23 protein-coding genes are annotated in these 20029 nt (G+C 72.9%); 9 read left to right on the top strand and 14 right to left on the bottom strand.

The window, feature by feature from the left end:
• Positions 1-27: 27 nt before the first annotated feature.
• A complete protein-coding gene (pgi, locus tag AB0J88_RS23565; protein WP_364361310.1) occupies positions 28-1647 on the bottom strand; it encodes a glucose-6-phosphate isomerase in 1620 nt (539 codons plus the stop codon).
• Between the two features lie 66 nt (positions 1648-1713).
• On the opposite strand from pgi, the gene AB0J88_RS23570 reads away from it, so the two are divergent.
• Complete coding sequence (locus tag AB0J88_RS23570) at positions 1714-2370, top strand: M23 family metallopeptidase (protein WP_364361312.1); 657 nt, start codon at positions 1714-1716, stop codon at positions 2368-2370.
• Between the two features lie 15 nt (positions 2371-2385).
• Complete coding sequence (locus AB0J88_RS23575) at positions 2386-3111, top strand: SDR family oxidoreductase (protein WP_364361314.1); 726 nt, start codon at positions 2386-2388, stop codon at positions 3109-3111.
• On the opposite strand, the gene AB0J88_RS23580 is transcribed toward AB0J88_RS23575, so the two are convergent.
• Positions 3090-4022, bottom strand: coding sequence for a LysR substrate-binding domain-containing protein (locus AB0J88_RS23580; RefSeq protein WP_364361316.1), 933 nt, complete (start codon positions 4020-4022; stop codon positions 3090-3092). The genes AB0J88_RS23575 and AB0J88_RS23580 overlap by 22 nt on opposite strands.
• Before the next feature lie 71 nt (positions 4023-4093).
• Between AB0J88_RS23580 and AB0J88_RS23585 the strand changes: the two genes are divergently transcribed.
• From AB0J88_RS23585 to AB0J88_RS23615, 7 genes are all read left to right on the top strand, one after another.
• A complete protein-coding gene (locus AB0J88_RS23585) occupies positions 4094-4705 on the top strand; it encodes a LysE family translocator (RefSeq protein ID WP_364361318.1) in 612 nt (203 codons plus the stop codon).
• Between the two features lie 57 nt (positions 4706-4762).
• Positions 4763-5155 carry an SCO5389 family protein gene (locus tag AB0J88_RS23590; RefSeq protein WP_364361320.1) on the top strand — a complete coding sequence of 131 codons (393 nt, stop codon included), beginning with the start codon at positions 4763-4765 and terminating at the stop codon, positions 5153-5155.
• Positions 5145-6137 carry an LLM class flavin-dependent oxidoreductase gene (locus tag AB0J88_RS23595; protein ID WP_364361322.1) on the top strand — a complete coding sequence of 331 codons (993 nt, stop codon included), beginning with the start codon at positions 5145-5147 and terminating at the stop codon, positions 6135-6137. The genes AB0J88_RS23590 and AB0J88_RS23595 overlap by 11 nt, the downstream gene beginning before the upstream one ends.
• Positions 6138-6222: 85 nt before the next feature.
• Positions 6223-7101 (top strand): ATP-binding cassette domain-containing protein, encoded by an 879-nt coding sequence (locus AB0J88_RS23600; protein WP_364361324.1) that lies wholly within the window; start codon positions 6223-6225, stop codon positions 7099-7101.
• Entirely contained in the window at positions 7098-7859 is a 762-nt protein-coding gene (locus tag AB0J88_RS23605) for an ABC transporter permease (protein WP_364361326.1), read from the top strand. The genes AB0J88_RS23600 and AB0J88_RS23605 overlap by 4 nt, the downstream gene beginning before the upstream one ends.
• A gap of 17 nt (positions 7860-7876) precedes the next feature.
• Complete coding sequence (locus tag AB0J88_RS23610) at positions 7877-9007, top strand: histidine kinase (RefSeq protein ID WP_364361328.1); 1131 nt, start codon at positions 7877-7879, stop codon at positions 9005-9007.
• A complete protein-coding gene (locus AB0J88_RS23615) occupies positions 9004-9666 on the top strand; it encodes a response regulator transcription factor (RefSeq protein WP_364361330.1) in 663 nt (220 codons plus the stop codon). Before AB0J88_RS23610 ends, AB0J88_RS23615 begins: the two co-directional genes overlap by 4 nt.
• On the opposite strand, the gene AB0J88_RS23620 is transcribed toward AB0J88_RS23615, so the two are convergent.
• From AB0J88_RS23620 to AB0J88_RS23675, 12 genes are all read right to left on the bottom strand, one after another.
• Complete coding sequence (locus AB0J88_RS23620; protein WP_364361332.1) at positions 9660-10742, bottom strand: aldo/keto reductase; 1083 nt, start codon at positions 10740-10742, stop codon at positions 9660-9662. The genes AB0J88_RS23615 and AB0J88_RS23620 overlap by 7 nt on opposite strands.
• 72 nt (positions 10743-10814) lie before the next feature.
• Positions 10815-11696 (bottom strand): AraC family transcriptional regulator, encoded by an 882-nt coding sequence (locus tag AB0J88_RS23625; protein WP_364361334.1) that lies wholly within the window; start codon positions 11694-11696, stop codon positions 10815-10817.
• Positions 11693-12073 (bottom strand): VOC family protein, encoded by a 381-nt coding sequence (locus tag AB0J88_RS23630; RefSeq protein ID WP_364361336.1) that lies wholly within the window; start codon positions 12071-12073, stop codon positions 11693-11695. Before AB0J88_RS23630 ends, AB0J88_RS23625 begins: the two co-directional genes overlap by 4 nt.
• A 9-nt stretch (positions 12074-12082) precedes the next feature.
• Positions 12083-12979: an NADP-dependent oxidoreductase gene (locus AB0J88_RS23635; RefSeq protein ID WP_364361338.1), complete on the bottom strand. Its 897-nt coding sequence runs from the start codon at positions 12977-12979 to the stop codon at positions 12083-12085.
• A 34-nt stretch (positions 12980-13013) separates the two neighbouring features.
• Positions 13014-13472, bottom strand: coding sequence for a nuclear transport factor 2 family protein (locus AB0J88_RS23640; RefSeq protein WP_364361340.1), 459 nt, complete (start codon positions 13470-13472; stop codon positions 13014-13016).
• 20 nt (positions 13473-13492) lie between these two features.
• Entirely contained in the window at positions 13493-14116 is a 624-nt protein-coding gene (locus AB0J88_RS23645; RefSeq protein ID WP_364361342.1) for an SRPBCC family protein, read from the bottom strand.
• Positions 14117-14193: 77 nt separating this feature from the next.
• Positions 14194-14805, bottom strand: coding sequence for a 4Fe-4S single cluster domain-containing protein (locus tag AB0J88_RS23650; RefSeq protein ID WP_364361344.1), 612 nt, complete (start codon positions 14803-14805; stop codon positions 14194-14196).
• Positions 14798-15574, bottom strand: a complete 777-nt coding sequence (locus tag AB0J88_RS23655) for a helix-hairpin-helix domain-containing protein (protein WP_364361346.1) — start codon at positions 15572-15574, stop codon at positions 14798-14800. Before AB0J88_RS23655 ends, AB0J88_RS23650 begins: the two co-directional genes overlap by 8 nt.
• Positions 15558-15764, bottom strand: coding sequence for a DUF2997 domain-containing protein (locus tag AB0J88_RS23660; RefSeq protein WP_364361348.1), 207 nt, complete (start codon positions 15762-15764; stop codon positions 15558-15560). Before AB0J88_RS23660 ends, AB0J88_RS23655 begins: the two co-directional genes overlap by 17 nt.
• Positions 15761-16216, bottom strand: a complete 456-nt coding sequence (locus AB0J88_RS23665) for a hypothetical protein (RefSeq protein WP_364361475.1) — start codon at positions 16214-16216, stop codon at positions 15761-15763. The genes AB0J88_RS23660 and AB0J88_RS23665 overlap by 4 nt, the downstream gene beginning before the upstream one ends.
• A gap of 37 nt (positions 16217-16253) precedes the next feature.
• Complete coding sequence (locus tag AB0J88_RS23670; RefSeq protein ID WP_364361350.1) at positions 16254-17897, bottom strand: AAA family ATPase; 1644 nt, start codon at positions 17895-17897, stop codon at positions 16254-16256.
• A 44-nt stretch (positions 17898-17941) separates the two neighbouring features.
• Positions 17942-20017, bottom strand: coding sequence for a PQQ-dependent sugar dehydrogenase (locus tag AB0J88_RS23675; RefSeq protein WP_364361352.1), 2076 nt, complete (start codon positions 20015-20017; stop codon positions 17942-17944).
• Positions 20018-20029: the final 12 nt, after the last annotated feature.

The raw sequence follows: 20029 nt of genomic DNA on the forward strand, positions 1-20029 counted from the left end.
GGGGCGCCGCGGCGCCGATTGGGCCGATCAGCCCTTCATCGCGAGGTAACGGCGGATCAGCTCCCGCGTGGACGAGTCGTGCTCGGCGCTCGGGGCGGACTCGCCGGTCAGCTCCGGAATGATCTTGGCGGCCAGCACCTTGCCCAGCTCGACGCCCCACTGGTCGAAGGAGTCGATGCCCCAGATCGTGCCCTGGGTGAAGACGCTGTGCTCGTAGAGCGCCACCAGCGCGCCGAGCAGCCGCGGCGTGAGCTTCTCCGCCAGCAGCACGTTGCTGGGCCGGTTGCCCTCCATCACGCGGTGGGGCACCACGTCGGCGGCGGTGCCGTCGGCCCGTACCTCCTCCTCGGTCTTGCCGAAGGCCAGCGCCTGCGCCTGCGCGAAGACGTTGGAGGAGAGCAGGTCGTGGTGGTCGCGCAGCGGGTTGAGGGTCTGGCCGAACCCGATCAGGTCGACCGGGATGAGCCGGGTGCCCTGGTGGAGGAGCTGGTAGAAGCTGTGCTGGCCGTTGGTGCCCGGCTCGCCCCAGTAGACCGGGCCGGTGTCGTAGTCGATCGGCCGGCCGTCGCGCGTGACGTGCTTGCCGTTGGACTCCATGGTGAGCTGCTGAAGGTACGCCGGAAAGCGCTTCAGATACTGCTCGTAGGGCATGACGCCGACGCTCTGTACGCCGAAGAAGTTGACGTACCAGACGGTCAGCAGACCCATCAGCGCCGGCAGGTTCTCACCCAGCGGTGCCGTGCGGAAGTGCTCGTCCATCTCGTGGAACCCGGCCAGCATGTCGGCGAAGACCTCGGGACCGACGGCGACCATCGTGGACAGACCGATCGCGGAGTCCATGGAGTAGCGGCCGCCGACCCAGTCCCAGAAGCCGAACATGTTGGCGGTGTCGATGCCGAACTCGGCGACCCGGTCGGCGTTGGTGGACACCGCGACGAAGTGCTTGGCGACCGCGGCGTCGTCGCCGAGCTGGCCGACCACCCAGTCGCGCGCGGAGTGGGCGTTGGTCAGCGTCTCCAGCGTGCCGAAGGTCTTGGAGGAGATGATGAACAGCGTCTCCTCGGCGTCGAGGTCGTGCGTCGCCTCCACGAAGTCGGTCGAGTCCACGTTGGACACGAATCGGAAGGTCAGGTCACGCCGGGTGTAGTGGCGCAGCGCCTCGTACGCCATGACCGGCCCGAGGTCGGATCCGCCGATGCCCACGTTGACGATGTTGCGGATCGGCTTGCCTGTGTGCCCGCGCCACTCGCCCGAGCGGATGCGGTCGGCGAACGCGGCCATCCGGTCGAGCACCTCGTGCACCTGTGCGACGACGTCGACGCCGTCGACCACGAGCGAGGCGCTCTTCGGCATGCGCAGCGCCACGTGGAGCACCGACCGGTGCTCGGAGGTGTTGATCGGCGCGCCGGCGAACATCCTGTCGCGCTGCTCCTCGAGCTCGCACTCGCGCGCGAGCTGGATCAGAAGCCGCAGCGTCTCGTCGGTCACGCGGTTCTTGGAGTAGTCGAGGTAGAGGCCGGCCGCCTCGGCGTGCAGGCGTTCCCCGCGCGACGGGTCCTCCGCGAAGAGCTCTCGCAGATGCTTCCCGCCGATCTCGGCGTGGTGTGCGGCGAGAGCCTTCCAGGCGGCGCGCTCGCGGAGCGACATGCTTCCTCCAACAGGGTCCGATTCACGCCAGATGTTACCGGCCGTGGGCCGGTAGGATGACGGATCATGGCCGTGCTCACGTTGCCCTTCCGAGGCACCTGGCTGGCCCGCAACAGCCCGGCACGGCGCGTGCCGAGCCACGGCAGCGACCTGTTCGCCACGACGTACGCGATGGACTTCATCGCCGTCCGTAACCGCCGCACGGCTCACGTTCGCGACTGGCGTGCGCTGGTCGGCACCGAGCCGGTGGAGCGGTTCTTCGCGTTCGACCAGCCCGTCCTGGCACCGGCGGCCGGCCGGGTGGTCGCGGTCTTCGACGGCCGCTCCGACGAGGTCGCGCGGCGGTCGCTGGTCGCGAAGGTGCCCTACCTGCTGACCCAGGCGCGGCGGGCGCGGGCCGGCGCGGGCGGGATCGCCGGCAATCACGTGGTGCTCGAGGCCGACGGCTTCCACGTGCTGCTGGCCCACCTGCGCAAGGGCTCGCTGCGGGTCCGGGTCGACGACGTGGTCGCGGTCGGCGACGAGCTCGGCGCCTGTGGCAACTCGGGCAACTCCACCCAGCCGCACGTGCACATCCAGGTGATGGACGGTCCCGACGCGTACGTCGCCCGCGGCCTGCCCATCGCCTTCCGCTCCTACCGGGCATGGCGCCGGCGCGGCGCGAGACCGGTCGAGGTCACGGAAGGCATTCCGCGCGAGTCCGAGGTCGTGGAGGCGCTATGACGCAAGAATTACGGTATGGCGGAACTCGACGGTCAGACCGTTGTCGTGATCGGGGGGAGTGCGGGGATCGGGCTGGAGACCGCTCGGCGGGCGCTCGCCGAGGGTGCCGAGGTGGTCATCGCCGGCCGTGACCCCGGCCGGCTGGAGCAGGCCGCCGGCGAGCTCGGCGTTCACCGCACCGCGGCCTTCGACGCCACCGACCCGGCGGCCGTCGCCGCGTTCTTCGACGAGCTGCCTGACCCGATCGACCACGTGCTGGTCACGGCCGGTGGTCCGCGCTACGGCCCGATGCTGGACATGGCGCCCGCCGACATCAGCCGGGCGCTCAGCGACCACGTGCTCGTCGCTCTCGAGGTCGCGCGCAACGCCGTGCCCCGGATGCGGCCGGGTGGCTCGTTGACGTTCATGGGCGGCACCGGTGGGCGGCGGATCAGCCGTGAGCTCGGCATCGCGTCCGCCGCCACCGCGGCGTTGCCGCCGTTCGTCGCCGCGCTCGCGTTGGAGATCGCGCCCGTCCGGGCCAACCTCGTCGCGGCCGGGTTCGTCGACACCCCGCTGTCGGCCACGCTGCTCGGCGACCAGATCGACGCGCGCCGGGCCGAGCTGCGGGCGACCCTGCCGATCGGCCGCGTGGTCGGCCCGGAGGACGTCGCCGCGCTCGCCGTGCACCTCATGGCCAACACGGCGCTGACCGGCGCCACCTATGACATCGACGGCGGTCAGCAGTTCGTCGGATCGTAGGCGGCGACCTGAAGGTCCCGCGCCACGTCGTGCAGGAGGTGCAGGAAGGCGTCGACCAACGGCGTGAGTGAGGTGTCGGCCAGCGTCGCGGCGTAGAGCCGCCGGTGCAGGCCGCGCTGCGCCAGCTCGCGGTGCACGGTGCCCGGCGCGGCACCCAGGGCCAGCCGAGACACCAGCGCGACGCCGATGCCGGTGCCGACCAGAGCCTGGGCGACGTCGTACGAGGCCGTCTGGAACCGTACCCTCGGTGTGAAGCCGGCGGCCGCCGTGACGCGGTCGAACTGTGCCCGGGCCGCGTGCCCGGCGATGATCGTGACCCAGGCCTCGTCGCGCAGCCGCTCGAGATGCAGCGGGCCGGTGCCGGCGGCCAGCGGGTGGTCGTCGGGCAGCACGACGACCATCGGGTCGGTCAGCAGCGGGTGCAGCCGGACGTGCTCGGGGGCGGTGGGCGGCTCGTCCCAGGCGGCGATCACCGCCAGGTCGAGGTCGCCGGCCGCCACGGCCGGCGCGCCCTGCTCCGAGGCGATGTCGACGACCGACAGGTCGGCCTCGGCGTGCCGGTGCCGCAACGCGGTCAACGCCGGCGGCAGCAGGCGCAGCGCGGCGGCCTGGAACGTGCCGATCCGCAGCCGCTGGGAGAGCTCGCCGAGGAGCGCGGCCAGGCCGGCGCCGGCCTGCCGGGTCTGCTCGTCGACCACCCGTCCGTGGGCGGCCAGCAGCGCGCCGGCCGAGGTCAGCGACGCACCCCGGGGGCCGCGCCGCACCAGTGGCGCCCCGCAGGTCCGCTCGACCCGGGCGACCTGCTGGGTCACGGCGGCGGCGGTGAGGCCGAGCGCGGCGGCGGCCGCCGACAGCGAGCCGTGCCGGTCGATGAGGGCGAGCAGACGTAGCTGGCCGGGCTCCAACAGCATTAACGCAACTTACAACCGAGCCGTTGAAGGTTTACTTCTCTGGGGCTTCGGGGGTCGGCGATCCTGGGCACATGCCGACCCACGTGCCCGTCTTCGTCGTCACGACCTGGCTTCTCGCGATGCTGCCCGGCGCCGGGCAGGCCCTGATGCTGCGGCAGACGCTCGAGGGCGGTCCCCGGCGCGCGTGGGCCAGCATCGGCGGCACCTGCACCGGCCTGCTGATCTGGACGACCGCCGCCGCGGCCGGACTCTCGGCGGTGCTGTTGGCCAACCCGCACGCGTACGCCGCCCTCCGGATCGTCGGCGGCGTCCTGCTGGCGGGTCTCGGCGTGAGCACATTGCTGGGGCTGCGGAAGCCGGCCACGACAACGGAGCCGACTCGCGATGGCTACGGCCGGGCGTACGCGGCGGGCCTCGCGACCAACCTCGGCAACCCGAAGGCCGGCGTCTTCGCCATCTCGCTGCTGCCGCAGTTCCTCACCGACGACGGCCCGGTGCTGCTCTCCAGCATCGGCCTCGGCGTTCTGTGGGCGCTGGTCACCGGCGCCTGGTACGTCGTCTTCACCTGGGCCGTCCAGCGCGGCCGCACCCTGGTCGCCCGCCCGGTGGTGCACCACCGCCTCCAGATCGTGACCGGCTGCGCCCTGCTGTGCATCGGCGCGGCCGTGGCGACGGGTCTCTAGAAATCGACGACGATCACTAATAGTATTCGGGCGGATACCGTCCGAAGGGAGATCGTTGTGTCGCTCACCGTCTCGCCCACCCTGCTCGCCGAAGCCGAACGCGGTGAGGTGGCGGCCGCCGACTTCGTCGCGTGCGTCCGCTCTTCCCTGCCTTATGCCTGGGAGCTGGTCAGTCGGATGGTCGGCGACCTGGCACGCAGCGACGCCGACTTCGCCGACAACGTCGTCCCGCCACCGTCCGAACAGGAACGTGGGCAACTGCTGCGCGCGCTGGCCAGCGACGCCATCCGCAGCGGCCTGGAGCAGCACTTCGGCGTCAAGCTGGCGTTCCAGAACTGCCACCGGGTCGCCGCGTTCCGCCCGTCGGCGGTCGGCGGCGAGGCCTACCGACGGTTCACCTCGGCTCGCGGCCAGCTCCTCAACCAGTCGCCCGAGCTGCGTGACTGCTGAGCCGCGGACCCACCTCTTCCTGCTCGCGGGGCGGGTGCCCGGCACCAGCCACGCGGAGACCCTGGCCTCGGCGGTCAGCTACGGGCTGGCCGCCGAGCGGCTCGGGTTCGCCGGCGTCTGGCTGGCCGAGCACCACTTCATCTCGTACGGGACGTGCCCGTCCGCGGTCGCGTTGGCCGCCAACCTGCTGGGCGCGACCTCCCGGATCAGCGTGGGCACGGCCGCCTGCGTGCTCTCGAACCGGCATCCGGTCGCGCTCGCGGAGGAGGCGGTGCTGCTCGACGAGGTGTCCGGCGGCCGGTTCGCGCTCGGCGTCGCCCGCGGCGGCCCCTGGGTCGACCTCGAGGTCTTCGGCACGGGCCTGGAGCGCTTCACCGAAGGCTTCCCGGAGTCGCTCGACCTGTTGCTGGCGTGGCTCTCCGGCGCTGCGCGGGTCGGCGCCGACGGCGCGCTCTTCCGGTTCCGCCCGGTCGCCGTCGTGCCCCGGCCCCGCCGGCCGCTGCCGGTGTGGGTGGCGGCGACGTCACCATCCACGGTGGAGCTGGCCGCCGCGCGCGGGCTCCCGCTCCTGCTCGGCATGCACGCCACCGACGCGGAGCACGCCGACCTGCTGGTCCACTACCGCCGGGTGGCGGCCGCGCACGGGCACGACCCGGCCCTCGCGCCGCACGCCAGTGCGCACCTCGCCCAGGCCGGCCCGGACGCCGCCGCGCTGGTGCGCACCCGGCTGCCCGCGCTGCTGGCCGGCACCCGCGACTACGTGCGGCTGGACGGCTCGCCGCCCGCGCACCGCGACCTCGCCGCGTACACCGAGCATCTCGTCCAGGTCGGTGCCGTGGGGGCCGCGGCGGAGGTCCGGGACCGGCTCGCGGCCTCGGCCGCCGCCACCGGCGTACACCATCAGCTCCTCATGGTGGAGGCGGCGGGAACGCGGCCGGAGGTGACCGCGAACATCGAGGCCCTCGCGGCCGCCTTGCTGTAGGTCATCCTCAGGTCGCATGCCGGGCTGCGACCGGTGCTACCCGAGGCCGTCGCGGCCAGCCGCGCCTGTCCCTAGCGTCAGAACCGTGATCGAAGTGACTGGACTGACCAAGGTGTACGGTCGGACCCGCGCCGTCGACGACCTCTCGTTCACGGTGCGGCCCGGCCAGGTCACCGGCTTCCTCGGGCCCAACGGCGCCGGGAAGTCGACGACGATGCGGATGATCCTGGCCCTCGACCGGCCGACCGCGGGCCGGGCGACGGTCGCCGGCCGTCCCTACCGTGAGCACCGCGCACCGTTGCACGCCGTCGGCGCTCTGCTCGACGCCCGCGCGGCGCACCCGGGCCGGACGGCCCGCGACCATCTGGTCGCCCTCGGGCAGACCCACGGCATCCGGCCGGCCCGGGCCGACCGGCTGCTGGCGGAGGTGGGATTGGCGGACGTCGCACGGCGCCGGGTCGGCGGCTTCTCCCTGGGCATGTCGCAGCGGCTCGGCATCGCGGCCGCGCTGCTCGGCGACCCGGCGGTGGTGGTGCTGGACGAGCCGGTCAACGGGCTCGACCCCGACGGCGTGCTGTGGATCAGGACGCTGCTCAGGCAACTGGCCTCCGAGGGCCGCACGGTCCTGGTGTCGAGCCACCTGATGAGCGAGATGGCGGTCACCGCCGATCACCTGGTGGTCATCGACCAGGGACGGCTGCTGGCCGACACCTCGCTGGACACGCTGCTCGACCGCGAGCGGGTGTTCGTCCGCGGACCGCGCCCCGACGCGCTGCGCACCCTGCTGACCGGTCGCGGTGCCACGGTCGAGGACGACCGCGGCGGTCTGCTGGTCACCGGGCTGGGCGTCGACGCGATCGGCGCGGCCGCGGCCGGACAGGGACTGGTGCTGCACGAGCTGACCCCACACCGGGCCTCGCTGGAGCAGGCCTACATGGAGCTCACGTCGAGGGAGCGGGCATGACCGGGTTGACGGCGCGCGGCGTGGTCCGTGCCGAGTGGACGAAGCTGCTGTCCCTGCGCTCCACCTGGGTGGTGCTGGGCACGACGGCGGTGCTGACGGTCGCGTTCGGCGGCCTCATCGGCTGGAACCAGGCCCGGGCCGGCGACGCGCCGACCGTGGCCGGCGCGTTCCTCCCGATCGACCTGTTCTCACTGGTGCTCGGGGTCTTCGGCGTTCTGCTGATGACCGGCGAGTTCAGCTCCGGGCTGGTCCGGTCCACGTTCGCCGCGGTGCCCCGCCGGCTGCCGGTGCTGTGGGCCAAGGCGGCCGCCCTGACCGTGGCGACCCTGCCGGTGCTGGCCGTCACCTGCGTCGCGGCTTTGCTGGTCAACCAGGCGTTCGCGGACGGCGACCCGATCACCCTGGCCGACCCCGGCGTGCTGCGGGCGACGGCCGGCGCCGCCGCCGCACCCCTGGCCATGGGGCTGGTCGGCTTGGCCGTCGGCACGCTGCTGCGGCACACGGCGCTGGCCATCGCGCTGTTCGTGACGACCCTTCTCGTGCTGCCGGCGATCCTGCCGGCCGCGCTGCCGGACGACGTCGCCCATGACGTGCTGCGGTTCGTCCCCGTCGCCGCCAGCCAGGCGATGTACGCGGTCAGCGCCGACGGCGGCCCCTTCGAGCTGCTGGCCCCGGGCCAGGCCGCGCTGGTGCTGGCGGGTTGGGTGGTCGTGCTCCTGGCCGCGGCCGCCTTCGTGTTGCGCCGGCGGGACGCGTGAACCGTACCCTCGTTGGCATGAAGCGGACGCTCGGTGACGTCGCGCTCGTCGTCGCGGCGGTCGTGCTGTCCGCGGTCGTGCTGGCCGGCCGGGCGACCGTCACCGGACCGGCCGCGCCGGAGCAGTGGGTCGCCCTCGCGGTCGTCCCGCTCCCGTTGCTGCTCCGGCGTCGCTGGCCGGCCGGCACGCTGTGGGCGGTGATCGCCCTCGCGCTGGCAGCCGAGGCGGCCGGTGCCAACTCGCCCGCCGACGTGATCACGCCGTTGCTGGGCCTCTACACGGTCGCGCGGCTGAGCCCGACCTGGCACCTCGCGGCGCCGCTGGCGCTGGCGGCGGGTGGGCTCGTCGCGTGGGGTGTCAGCGGCACCGTGCCGTGGCCGGCCACCATCGGTGCGGCGGCGGTGGTCGCCGCGACCGTCCTGCTCGGCGCCAACGCCCGCACCCGCCAGGCCTATCTGGCCGCCGTCGAGGAGCGGGCCGCGCGGCTGGAGCGGGAGCGGGACCGCGAGGCCAGGTTGGCGGTGGCCGACGAGCGGGTCCGGATCGCCCGCGAGATGCACGACATCGTGGCGCACAACCTGGCCGTCATGGTCGCGCTGGCCGACGGGGCGAGCTACGCCGCCGAGTCGGAGCGCGTGGGCACGGCGATGCGGCAGGTGTCGGCGACCGGCCGCCAGGCCCTCGACGAGATGCGCCGGCTGGTCGGCCTGCTCCGCAACGGCGGCCCGGGGGAGCGGTCGCCGCAGCCCGGCCTGGCCGACCTCGACGAGCTGGTGGGCCAGGTGCGGGCGGCCGGCGTCGTGGTGGACCTCCGGTCGGAGGGCCGGCCCGGCGACTGGGGTCCGGGTGCCGGGCTGGCCGTCTACCGGATCACCCAGGAGGCGCTGACCAACGTGATCAAGCACGCCGGCCCGGGTGCGCGGGCCGATCTGCTCCTGCGCTACGCCGCCGACGGAGTCGAGATCGAGGTCGTCGACGACGGTGCGGGCCGGACCGCGACGCCGCCGGCACCGGCCGAGCGGCACGGGCTCGCGGGGATGGCCGAGCGGACAGCGCCCTACCGGGGCACGGTCGACGCCGGTCCACGGGAAGGCGCCGGCTGGCGGGTCCACGCCACCCTCCACTTCGGACGGCAGCTGGCCGCGTGAGCACCACCGTGCTGCTCGCCGACGACCAGGCCCTGGTGCGCGCCGGCTTCCGGATGGTGTTGGAGAGCCAGGCCGACCTCGCGGTCGTGGGCGAGGCCGGCACCGGCGCCCAGGCGGTGGCGATGACGGCGGCGCTGCGGCCCGACGTCGTCGTGATGGACGTGCGGATGCCGGTCGAGGACGGGATCGCGGCGACGAGGCGGATCGTCGCGGCGGGGCTGCCGTCGAGGGTCCTGGTGCTGACGACGTTCGACCTCGACGAGTACGTCTACGCCGCGCTGCGGGCCGGCGCCAGCGGTTTCCTGCTCAAGGACGCGCCGCCGGCCGACCTGCTGTCCGCGATCCGCTCGGTGGCGGCCGGTGACGCCGTCGTCGCGCCACCGGTCACCCGCCGGCTGATCGACGCGTACGCGCGCCTCCTGCCCGATCCCACCGCCCCCGCCGGTGGCCGGCTGGACCGGCTCACCGAGCGGGAGCGGGAGGTGCTGCTGGAGGTGGCGCGGGGCAGTTCCAACGCCGAGATCGCGGCCCGGTTCCGGCTGGCCGAGGCCACCGTGAAGACGCATGTCGGACGGATCCTCACCAAGCTCGGCCTGCGCGACCGGGTCCAGGTGGTGGTCTGGGCGTACGAGCACGGCGTGGTCACCCGCCGTCAGTAGCGGACGTCGCTCTGCAGCAGCGGCGGGTAGACCTCGGACTCCCGACCGTCCACGGTGGAGCCCGCGAACTGGAGCATTGCCTGCTGTGTGCCGTGCATGGGTGCCGGGTAGTCCAGGTCCGGTGTGGACACCGTGTCCAGCGTGCGAAGGTGCTCGTCGGTGAGGCGCACCGTCAGGCCCGCGAGGTTGTCCTCCAGGTGGCTCACCTTGCGGGCGCCGATGATCGGGACGACGGTGCCCGCACGGGCGCGCAGCCACGCCAGCGACACCGCGGCCGCGGTCGTGCCGAGCTCCTCTGCGATCGCGGCGACCGCTTCGATCACGTCGTAGTCGGCGTCACTCGGCCCACCGACGTACGCCTGCCGGGCCGAGTCGGTGACCTGGCCGCCGCGCCGGTACTTGCCGGACAGGAAACCGTTGCGCAGCGGGCTCCACGGCACCAGCGACATGCCCTGGTCGCGGGCCAGCGGGGCGATCTCGCCCTCGACGGTGCGGGCCAGCAGCGAGTACTCGACCTGGAGCGCGACCAGCGGCGTCCAGCCCCGCAGCTGCGCCATCGTCTGCGCCTGCGCGGTGACCCAGGCCGGCGTGTTCGAGAAGCCCAGGTAGCGGATCTTGCCCGCGCGGACCAGGTCGTCGAGCGTACGCATGGTCTCGTCGATCGGGGTGTGGCGGTCCCAGTTGTGCATCCAGTACATGTCGAGGTGGTCGGTTTGCAGCCGGCGCAGCGACTCGTGGAGCTGGGCGACGATCGAGCCACGCCCGGCCCCGCCGCCGTTCGGATCGCCGGGGAACATGTTGAAGAAGAACTTCGACGCGAGGACGACGTGGTCGCGCGTCCCGGGCCTGGCGGCGAGATAGTCGCCGAGGATCTTCTCCGAGTGGCCGTTGGTGTAGAAGTTGGCGGTGTCGACGAAGTTGCCGCCGCGCTCCAGGTAGGTCGCGAGGATCTTCTCCGACTCCGCGACGTCGCAGCCGGCCCCGCCGGGGTCGCTGCCGAAGGTCATCGCGCCGAGCGCGAACGGGCTGACGCGGAGGCCGGATCGGCCGAGGGTGACGTAGCTGTCGAGTGCCATGCCCCCATTCCACTTCCGCCCTGGCGGGCGGCGTAGACCGATCGAGGCGGGCTCTTGCCTGATCCTGCTCTTCTACGGCAGGGCGGCCTCCAGGCGGCCGGCGTCCCGGCTGGGCGGTGCGCCGAACGCGCGCCGATACTCCCGGCTGAACTGGGACGGGCTGTCGTAGCCGACCCGCGCGCCGACGCCGGCGATGTCGCCGGGGTCGGTGGCCAGCAGCAGCCGCGCCTGGTGCAGCCGGATCCGCTTCTGGAACTGGATCGGGCTCATCGCGGTGACGGTCTGGAAATTGCGGTGGAAGGCGGAGACGCTCATGCCGGCCAGTCGCGCCACGTCCTCGACCCGGAACGGCTCCGCGTAGTTGTCGCGGATCCAGCGCACGGCCCGCTCCACGTGCCGCAGCCCGCTGTCGGGCAGGCCGAGCTGGCGAACCAGCCCGCCCTGCTCGCCGGTGACCAGCCGCCAGAGGATCTCGCGGATCACCAGCGGGGCGAGCACCGGCCGGTCGCGCGGCGTCTCGAGGAGCCGGACCAGCCGCAGCACCGCGTCGAGCAGCTCGCCGGGCGCGTCGCTGACCGCGATGCCGGGCGGTGCCGCCGCCGGCACCTCGCCCGGCCCGGCGCCCAGCAGCAGCTCGGCGATGTCGTCGGGGCGCAGCACCAGCCCGAACCCCAGCGCCGGCCGCCCGGGGCTGGCGTCGACGAAGTGGCCGGTGACGGGCAGGTCGACCGACGCGACCAGGTACTGGCCGGCGTGGTACTCGTACACCCGGTCGCCGAGCGACAGCCGTTTCGCACCCTGCGCGATGACCGCGAGGACCGTGCCGGACATCGACGGCGAGGGCGGGAGTGACCGTTCGACCTTCGAGATCAGCACTCCGTCGATCGCCGTCGTCCAGTCGGGCCGTGCGTGCCGGGCCAGCAAGGTCCGGAGCTCGTCGAGCTGCTGCATCATCCGATTTCAGCACACACCGGATCGGCCCAGCTCGGCAGCGGGATCAGGCAGAACGGGTGGCCGGCGGGGTCGGCGTAGACGCCGTCGCCGGCGAGCTTGCGGGCGCCCAGGGCGAGCACCGCCTCGCCGGCGGCGGCCGGGTCGTCGACCATCACGTCGAAGTGGATCTGCTGTGGCACGGCGGGGTCCGGCCAGGTCGGCGGCGGGTTCTCCGGCGAGCGTTGGAACGCGATGCCCGAGGTCCGGTCCGAGACGGCGACAACCGCGAAGTCCTCGTCCTGGTACGTGATCGGCAGGCCGAGCAGCGCACTGTAGAACCGCGCCACCGCGTGCGGATCGGGGCAGTCGAGGATCGTGTGGTGCAAGCGTCCGATCATCCACCGAGGCTAGACCGTGATGACGACTTTCCCTCTCCCGTGGCCGGTCTCCACCTCGCGGTGCGCGTCGGCGGCGGAGGCCAGCGGGTAGGTCCGGCGGACGTGGATGCGCAGGCCGGCCCCCACCAGCTCGACCAGCCGTGCCGCCGAGCGCAGCGGGGGAGTGACCCGGATGCCCAGGTCGGCGGCGCGGCCGTGGTCGACCAGGGTCAGGATCCGCTTGCGGTCGGCCACCAGGTCGAGCGAGACCTCGAGGGCGGAGCCACCGGCCCCGTCCAACGCGGCGTCGACCCCGTTCGACGCCGCCGCGCGCACCCGGTCGGCCAGACCGTCGCCGTACGCGACCGGGATCGCGCCCAGGCCTCGGAGGTAGTCGTGGTTCTCCGGGCGGGCGGTGGCGATCACCGTGGCGCCGGCCGCCGCCGCGAGCTGCACCGCTACCGTGCCGACCGCCCCGGCCGCGCCGTGCACGAGCAGCGTCTCGCCGGGCGCCGGCGCCAGCTCCGCGAGCGCAATGTGCGCCGTCTGTGCGCCGGCCGAGAAGCCGCCCGCTACCTCCCACGGCATCGCGGCCGGCTTCGCGACGATCTGGTCGGCCGGCACCGCCAGCAGCTCCGCGTACGCGCCGAGCTGACCGAAGCCGAGCACCTCGGCGCCGACGTCGACCCCGGAGACGCCCAGACCGAGCGCCGCGACCACGCCGGCGAACTCGTTGCCGGGGATGCGCGGAAGCGTGGGCGGTACGCCGACCGGGAGCCAGCCGGCCCGGACCGCGCAGTCGTAGGGCTGGACTCCGGCCGCGCGGACGCGGACGAGCACCTGACCCGGCGCCGGCACCGGGTCGGGCAGCTCGAACACGCGGAGCACGTCGGGACCACCGGGCGAGTCGAAGGCAGCGGCACGCATGAGGTGGAGTCTGCGACCTCAAGCGCACTTGAGGTCAATGCGTCGGCAGGTCCGGCTCGTTCGACTCCTTGGGCCGGGGGCCGAGGATCCGGCGCTCCGACTCGTCGATCCGCACGTCGTTGATGCTGGCCTCGCGGCGGCGCATCAGCCCGTGCTCGTCGAACTCCCACAGCTCGTTGCCGTAGCTGCGCCACCACTGGCCCGTGCCGTCGTGCGACTCGTACTGGAAGCGGACCGCGATCCGGTCGTCGGTGAACGCCCACAGGTTCTTGCGCAGCGCGTAGTCGAGCTCGCGGGACCACTTGTCGCGCAGGAACTCGACGATCGCCGGACGCCCGACGACGAACGTGTCACGGTTCCGCCAGACCGAGTCCGTCGTGTACGCCATCGAGACCTTCTCCGGGTCCCGGGTGTTCCAGGCGTCCTCGGCGGCCTGCACCTTGACCAGCGCCGAGGCCCGGTCGAACGGCGGGAGCGGAGGTCGATCGGTCATCCCTCGACCGTAGACCCGGGCTAGGCCTCCTCGGGGGCGAACTGGGCCAGCGCCATCTGCCGGCCCGCGGCGGTCTCGTCGGCCGTGGCGGTGCCCGACGACGCCACGACGGCCTCCCAGGCGTCGACCGAGCCACGGGAGAACTCCCGGACCTCGGGCGAGCCCGCGTACGCGATCGGGTCGTCGAAGACCTCGCCGGCCAGGTGCAGTGCGAGCCCGAGCAGCGCGCCGTCCCAGCCGGGACCGACGAACAGCGCGCCCGCGCCGCTGCCGGCCATCTCGATCGGCACGGTGTGGGTGAGCTCGAGCTCCGTGTCGTCGCCGGTGCCGGCGGACAGGCGCAGGGTGACCACGCTGGTCGGGCCGCCGAACGTGACGGTCAGCCGGTGCGGTGGCTCGCAGCGCCGGATCTCGCCGCCGGCGTTGCCCTCGAGCTGGAAGGTGCCGCCTTCGCGCAGGTCACCGGTGAGCGGGTAGAACCAGCGCTTGATGCGGTCGGGATCGGTCAGCGCGTCCCAGACGTCCTCGACCGGCGCCGCGTACGTCCGGCGGAGCACCACGGAGACCTCTTCGCCGCCGGCCTCGGCCGGGCCGACCCCGACCTCGCGGTGGATCGCCTTGAGGTGGTTGGCGATGTCGATCATGCGGCTGTCCTCTCTGTGACGGGCGCGGGCGGTTTGCCCGCCACATTGTGACAGTCGCTACTTATATAAGTCCAGAGTTAATCCAACGCGGCCAGCAGCGCGTCGAGGCGCTCGGTGTCCAGCCAGCCGTTGACCGCGACGGTGCCGGACGGGTCGACGTCGATCTGGACGCGGTCGGTCGCGCCCGTGCGCCAGTCGGCCAGGTCGGGGAACCGGTCGTCGAGGACCACGAACTCCTGGTTGGTCGAGCCGGCCCAGGGTCGCTCGTGGTCGATCCGGTCGCGCAGGAACGGCCCGGCGATCAGCAGGTCGGTGGCCGCGAGCAGGTCGGCGACCCCGGGCCGGCCGGCCGCCGCCGCCCGGCGCAGGGCCGCGTGGGTGTAGCCGGAGAAGGCCAGCACCGAGCGGCCGCCGGCGCGGACGCGGCGAGCCACCGCGGCGAGCGCTTCGGCCTGGTCGAACGGCTCGCCGCCGAGCAGGGTCAGGCCGGTGGACGGCTCGGCGAGGATCCGGTCAGCCAGTGCCTTCGGGGACCAGTCGACGCCGCCCTCGGCCGGGAACAGGTGCGGGTTGAAGCAGCCGGCGCAGCGGATGGAGCAGCCCTGGACCCAGACGGCGGTGCGCACGCCCGGGCCCTCGGCGGTGGTGGTGCCGAGGTAGCGGGCGACGGCGACCGCCGGCTCAGACATCGAGGATGCGCCCCGCGTGGCCGCCCGGCCCTGGTGGGTACGGCTGCGGCGGAGGCGGCGTGGCGACGGGGAGGGCGCGGACCAGCGGCAGGATCCGGACGTACTCGTGCGGTTGCAGCCCGAGGGCGTCGCTGAACGCGTAGACGTCCGTGAAGCCGCCGCGGCGCTCCCGCTCGGCGACCGCGCGCAGGGCTCGCGCGTGGTCGAAGTGGGGGAGGGTCGCCAGTTGCGCGACGGTGGCGGAGTTGACGTCGATCGGCTCCGCCGAGGTAGGCGGGCCAGGCTGAGCGGGCGGCGCCGCGGGAAACGCGGGCCGCGCCGCCGGGTACGCGGTCTGCGCCGCCGGATAGGCGGGTGGATAGCTCGGCGGTGCCGGCGGGTAGCCGGGTGCGGCCGGGTAGCCGGGCGGCGCAGCCAGCGGGGTGGCGTGCCAGGGGACGTAGGTGGCCTTGAAGCGCAGCCACGACGAGTTGACGGACGCGGCGTGCAGGACGACCACCAGCCAGGTCAGCAGCCACAGACCGACCGCCCAGTTGCTGAGGGCGGTGTCCTGCTCGGACTCGCCGATCACGACGAACAGCGCGATCGAGGGCACCAGGTAGGCGATGCCCGAGATCCACAGGGACTTGCGTCTCATCCGGATGCCGAGGTAGATCAGGGCGCTGGCGCCGAGACAGCCGAAGCCGAGCACCGGCACCAGCAGCCAGAGGCTTTGCAGCAGGCGCCACGAGAACTTGCGGGCCGGGCCAGGATCAAAGGCGGTCGACATCGTGCACCGTCTCCGTGGTCGGGGCCGTGGCGCGGGCCTGGGTGAAGTCGGCGGTGTGGGCGCTCGACACGGTGGTCGCGTCGAGCAGGTCCTCCAGCACCGCGATGTAGTCGAGGCACGCGGGACCGTGGATGCCCTGGGTCTCGGCGGTGACCGTGCCGTCGGGGGCCACCAGCACCGTGATCTTCATGCCCGCACCTCCCGCTCGACCGCGAAGACCAGCCGGACGGCCGCGTCGGCCCCGACGGTCTCGGACTCCAGGCGCAGACCCGCGGCCGGCGCCTGGGTGCGCAGGCGGTCGAGGACCGCCGCCTGGACCTGCCGGCCATACGCCACGTCGAGGCGGCGGACGATCTCGACCGCGCGGGTCTCGTCGACGTCGCCGGTGAAATGCGCGGACCAGATGCCCTCGGTGTCGCGGGTGAATCGGGCGGTGACGCCCTGCCACACCGCGTCGACCTGGTCGGTGCCGGAGGTGACGACGGCGCCGGCCTCCCGCAGGGCGGCGGACAGCAGCGCGCTGTCGCGCATCCGGGTCGACACGGTGCAGACCTGGCCACCGCCGGCGGCGGATTGGCCTGTGGCGCTGGCCTGGATAGCCGCAGCGGCGGCCAAGGCCGCCGGAATGAGCAACAACGACACGCTCAAGGCACACTCCAAGGTTCTTCGAGACCGCTCATTAGAACTCAACGGGCCGGCCGCCGTGGGGACGCTGCGGGTCACCACCGTCCGGTCGCGGCCGGGGCGCTGCCAGCGGCGCGTCGAGGTCCCAGTCCTCGGCTGCGGTCGCGGCGACCGCGCGGGCGTCGGCCCACGCGCGCACGGCGGCGATCCGCTCGGCCTGGGTGCGGCTGAGCGGAACCATGTTGACCAGCGCCCGCACCACGTCGTCCTGGCGCAGCGGGCGCCGTTCGGCGAAGGCGTCGTAGACCGCCGCGACCAGGGCCTGCTCGATCTCGGCGCCGGAGTAGCCCTCGCTCAGGGCGGTGAGCTCGGCGAGCACCGCGGCGTCAGGGCTGAGCGCGCCACCCACCCGCGGGTTGCGCAACCAGCGGGCGAGGTGGACCTGCCAGATCGACCCGCGTTCCGCGCGGGTCGGCAGGTCGACGAAGAACACCTCGTCGAACCGGCCCTTGCGGAGGAGCTCGGGCGGCAGGCTCTCGATCTCGTTGGCGGTGGCGATCACGAACACCGGCCGGCTCTTCTCCTGCAGCCAGGTCAGGAACGAGCCGAACACCCGCGACGAGGTGCCGGAGTCGTTGGCGCCGGTGGCGGCGAAGCCCTTCTCGATCTCGTCGATCCAGAGGACGCACGGTGCGACCGCCTCGGCGGTGCGGATGGCGCCCCGCATGTTGTGCTCGCTCGACCCGACCAGACCGGAGAAGACCCGACCGATGTCGAGGCGGAGCAACGGGATGCCCCACGCGGCCGCGACGGCCTTCGCGGTCAGCGACTTGCCGCAGCCGGGGACGCCGGTGATCAGCACGCCGCGCGGTGCCGGCAGCCCGTAGTCGGCGGCGTCCGCGAGCCACGCGCCCTCGCGACGGCCGAGCCAGCGCTTCAGGTTCTCCAGGCCGCCGATGTCGGACAGCCGGCTACCGGTCTCGACGAACTCGAGGAGCCCGGCCTTGCGTACCGTCTGCCGCTTCTCCTCCAGGATCACGGGCAGGTCGGCGACGCTGATGACGCCGTCGTTGACCATCGCGCGGGCGAACGCGTTCTCCGCCTCGTGCAGGGTCAGGCCGAGCGCGGCCTTGGCGAACCGTTCGCGTCCGCTGTCGTCGAGGTCGATCCGGAGCCGGGGCGAGGCCGCGTTGGCCCGCAGCATCCCCTCCAGCACGGCGCGGATCTCGGTCTCGGACGGCAGCGGGAAGTCGACGACCGTGACGTCTTTCTCGAGCTCGACCGGCACCCGGTTGACCGGGGAGACGAGCACGAGACTGCGCGGGATCGCGCCGGCGCGGAACGCCGTAGCCAGGTCGCGCAGGCGGCGGATCACGCCCGGGTCGCCCGGCTGGCCGGCCCCGCCGAGCACCGGGTGCAGGTCGCGGAAGACCGCGACGATCGGCTGCTGCAGCCGCAGCAGCGCGTCGAGGGCGTCGGCGGGGTCCTTCGTGCGGGCCTGTTCCTCGCCGTCGTCGCGGCGCAGCCCGTCGGTCAGCGACCAGGTCCACACCGCGCGTGGGGTGCGCACGGCGCCGGCGTCGCCGGCGACCGCGCGCACCTCGAACAGCACCCGCAGCTCCTCGTGCGACTCGACCGCGATGATCGGGAAGCGCGCCTTGAGAAGTTGGGCGAGGGTGGTGCGGAAGGACTCTGCCACGCGAGGCAGTCTGCCCTATCCGCACCACCCGCCACGATGCTCCGTTACGGTGTCGTCCCCGGGAAAAGGACTACCTGGTCGGTGCCGACCTGACCGTCGGCGTCGGTGTAGGTCGCCACGAACACGCCGGACAGGTCGTCGCCGGGTCCGTGACCGGGTGCGGAGGTGGAGATGCTGCCCGAGCAGCCGGTCGCCGAGGTGATCGGGTGGCCGTGCTCGTCGTGGCCGAGGATGTAGTTCACGGTGACCCGCGAGCAGTCCGTCGGCTCGTTGTCGACCACGGTCACCTCGAAGGGAACCGTGTCACCGAACTCGAACGGCTGACCCTCCTCCGGCGCGACGATCGTGACCGTCGGCGGACGGGGGCCGACGACGAAGGGAAGCTCGGCCGACGCCGATCGACCCGTGCTGTCGGTGACCTTCAGCGTGACCCGGTAGCTGCCGTTCTCCGCGAACGTGTACGTCGGGTTCGCGGCCCGCGAGTCCACCGTGCCGTCGGCGTCGAAGTCCCACGCGTAGCGCAGCGCGTCGCCGTCGGCGTCGGTGGTGCCGGCACTGGAGAACTGGACCGTCAGCGGCGCGTCACCGGCCAGTGGTTGGCCGCTGATCACCGGAACCGGCGTGCGGTTGCCCCGCACGAAGTCGAACCTGGACAGTTGCGCGTCCGGGTTCTCGGCGAAGTAGCCGTCACCGTATTCGAGGACGTAGAGCGCGCCGTCGGGGCCGAACTCCATGTCCATCGGGTTGTCGACCACGAGGGAGCCGAGCACCGGCCGGATGTCGGCGACGTTGCCGTGCCGGTCGAGGCGGAACTCCTTGATGTAGTCGCGCGTCCACTCGTAGAACAGCGGCACGCCGTCGTAGTAGGCCGGCCACTTGGTCCGCGAGTCGCTGCGCCGGTCGTACTCGTATGCCGGGCCGCCCATCGGGCCGATGCCACCCTCGCCGAGCTCCGGGAACTCCGCCGACGGCCCGTACGAGTAGGCCACCTCGGGCCTCTCGACGGCGGGCAGCCGGGTCAGGCCGGTGTTGTGCGGCGACTCGTTGACCGGCCGCCGGCAGTTGAACGGCGCTCCCGAGGTGCCCGTGGCGAAATCGTAGTCCACATAGGGCAGTTCGTCGGTCGCGCAGTACGGCCAGCCGTAGTTGGCCGGCTTGTCGATCCGGAGCCAGCGGCCCTGCCCCGCGGGGCCACGGGCCGGGTCGGGCTCACCGGCGTCCGGTGAGTAGTCGCCCACGTACACGTCGTCGGTCCGCTTGTCGACGGCGAACCGGAACGGGTTGCGCAGGCCCATCGCGTAGATCTCGGGGCGGGTCTTGGCCGTGCCCGGCTTGAACAGGTTGCCGGACGGAACGGTGTAACCGCCGCCGTTCTTGACCCGGATCCGCAGCACCTTGCCGCGCAGGTCGTTGGTGTTGGCCGACGTGCGCTGCGCGTCGAAGGCCGGGTTGCGGTTGGCCCGCTCGTCGATCGGCACGTAGCCGTCCGAGAAGAACGGGTTGCTGTCGTCACCGGTCGACAGGTAGAGGTTGCCCTTGCTGTCGAAATCGATCTGTCCACCGACGTGGCAGCAGATGCCGCGGTCGGTGTTCACCTGGATGATCTTCTGCTCGCTGCGCAGGTTGAGCGTGTTGCCCTCCAGCTTGAACCGGGAAAGCTGGAGGTGGCCCTTGAACGGCGCGAAGTCGGCCGCCGTGCCTTCGAACGGCGCGTCGCCCTCGTTGACGTCCGGCGTCGCCGGGTCGTCGGTCGGCGTGTCGAGCACCGGCGAGTAGTAGAGATAGACCCACTTGTTGCGGGCGAAGTCGGGGTCGATCGCGACGCCCTGCAGGCCTTCCTCGTCGTGTTCGTAGACGGGCACGTCGGCGGCCAGGATGTTGCGCCCCGAGCGTGGGTCGTGGATCCGCACCTCACCGGTGCGGGCGGTGTGCAGCACCCGGTTGTCGGGCAGCACGGCGAGGCTGACGGGCTCGCCGGGGAAGTCGTTGAGGGTCACTTTCTGGAAGTTGCTGTCGGCGGGTGGCCCACCGGGTGGTGCGGCCGCGGCCGGTGACAGCGATATGCCGCCGCCGGCTACCGCGAGGAGCGGCGCGACGACCAGGGCAAGCTTCTTGCGCAACTGACGCCTCCT

The sequence above is a fragment of the Asanoa sp. NPDC049475 genome (assembly GCF_040676915.1).
Taxonomy (GTDB): Bacteria; Actinomycetota; Actinomycetes; order Mycobacteriales; family Micromonosporaceae; genus Asanoa.

Coding starts and splice junctions, on each gene's coding strand:
- pgi (WP_364361310.1), bottom strand. CDS start 1,647: ATGTCGCTCCGCGAGCGCGCCGCCTGGAAGGCTCTCGCCGCACACCAC.
- AB0J88_RS23570 (WP_364361312.1), top strand. CDS start 1,714: ATGGCCGTGCTCACGTTGCCCTTCCGAGGCACCTGGCTGGCCCGCAAC.
- AB0J88_RS23575 (WP_364361314.1), top strand. CDS start 2,386: ATGGCGGAACTCGACGGTCAGACCGTTGTCGTGATCGGGGGGAGTGCG.
- AB0J88_RS23580 (WP_364361316.1), bottom strand. CDS start 4,022: ATGCTGTTGGAGCCCGGCCAGCTACGTCTGCTCGCCCTCATCGACCGG.
- AB0J88_RS23585 (WP_364361318.1), top strand. CDS start 4,094: ATGCCGACCCACGTGCCCGTCTTCGTCGTCACGACCTGGCTTCTCGCG.
- AB0J88_RS23605 (WP_364361326.1), top strand. CDS start 7,098: ATGACCGGGTTGACGGCGCGCGGCGTGGTCCGTGCCGAGTGGACGAAG.
- AB0J88_RS23610 (WP_364361328.1), top strand. CDS start 7,877: ATGAAGCGGACGCTCGGTGACGTCGCGCTCGTCGTCGCGGCGGTCGTG.
- AB0J88_RS23620 (WP_364361332.1), bottom strand. CDS start 10,742: ATGGCACTCGACAGCTACGTCACCCTCGGCCGATCCGGCCTCCGCGTC.
- AB0J88_RS23625 (WP_364361334.1), bottom strand. CDS start 11,696: ATGATGCAGCAGCTCGACGAGCTCCGGACCTTGCTGGCCCGGCACGCA.
- AB0J88_RS23630 (WP_364361336.1), bottom strand. CDS start 12,073: ATGATCGGACGCTTGCACCACACGATCCTCGACTGCCCCGATCCGCAC.
- AB0J88_RS23635 (WP_364361338.1), bottom strand. CDS start 12,979: ATGCGTGCCGCTGCCTTCGACTCGCCCGGTGGTCCCGACGTGCTCCGC.
- AB0J88_RS23640 (WP_364361340.1), bottom strand. CDS start 13,472: ATGACCGATCGACCTCCGCTCCCGCCGTTCGACCGGGCCTCGGCGCTG.
- AB0J88_RS23645 (WP_364361342.1), bottom strand. CDS start 14,116: ATGATCGACATCGCCAACCACCTCAAGGCGATCCACCGCGAGGTCGGG.
- AB0J88_RS23650 (WP_364361344.1), bottom strand. CDS start 14,805: ATGTCTGAGCCGGCGGTCGCCGTCGCCCGCTACCTCGGCACCACCACC.
- AB0J88_RS23655 (WP_364361346.1), bottom strand. CDS start 15,574: ATGTCGACCGCCTTTGATCCTGGCCCGGCCCGCAAGTTCTCGTGGCGC.
- AB0J88_RS23660 (WP_364361348.1), bottom strand. CDS start 15,764: ATGAAGATCACGGTGCTGGTGGCCCCCGACGGCACGGTCACCGCCGAG.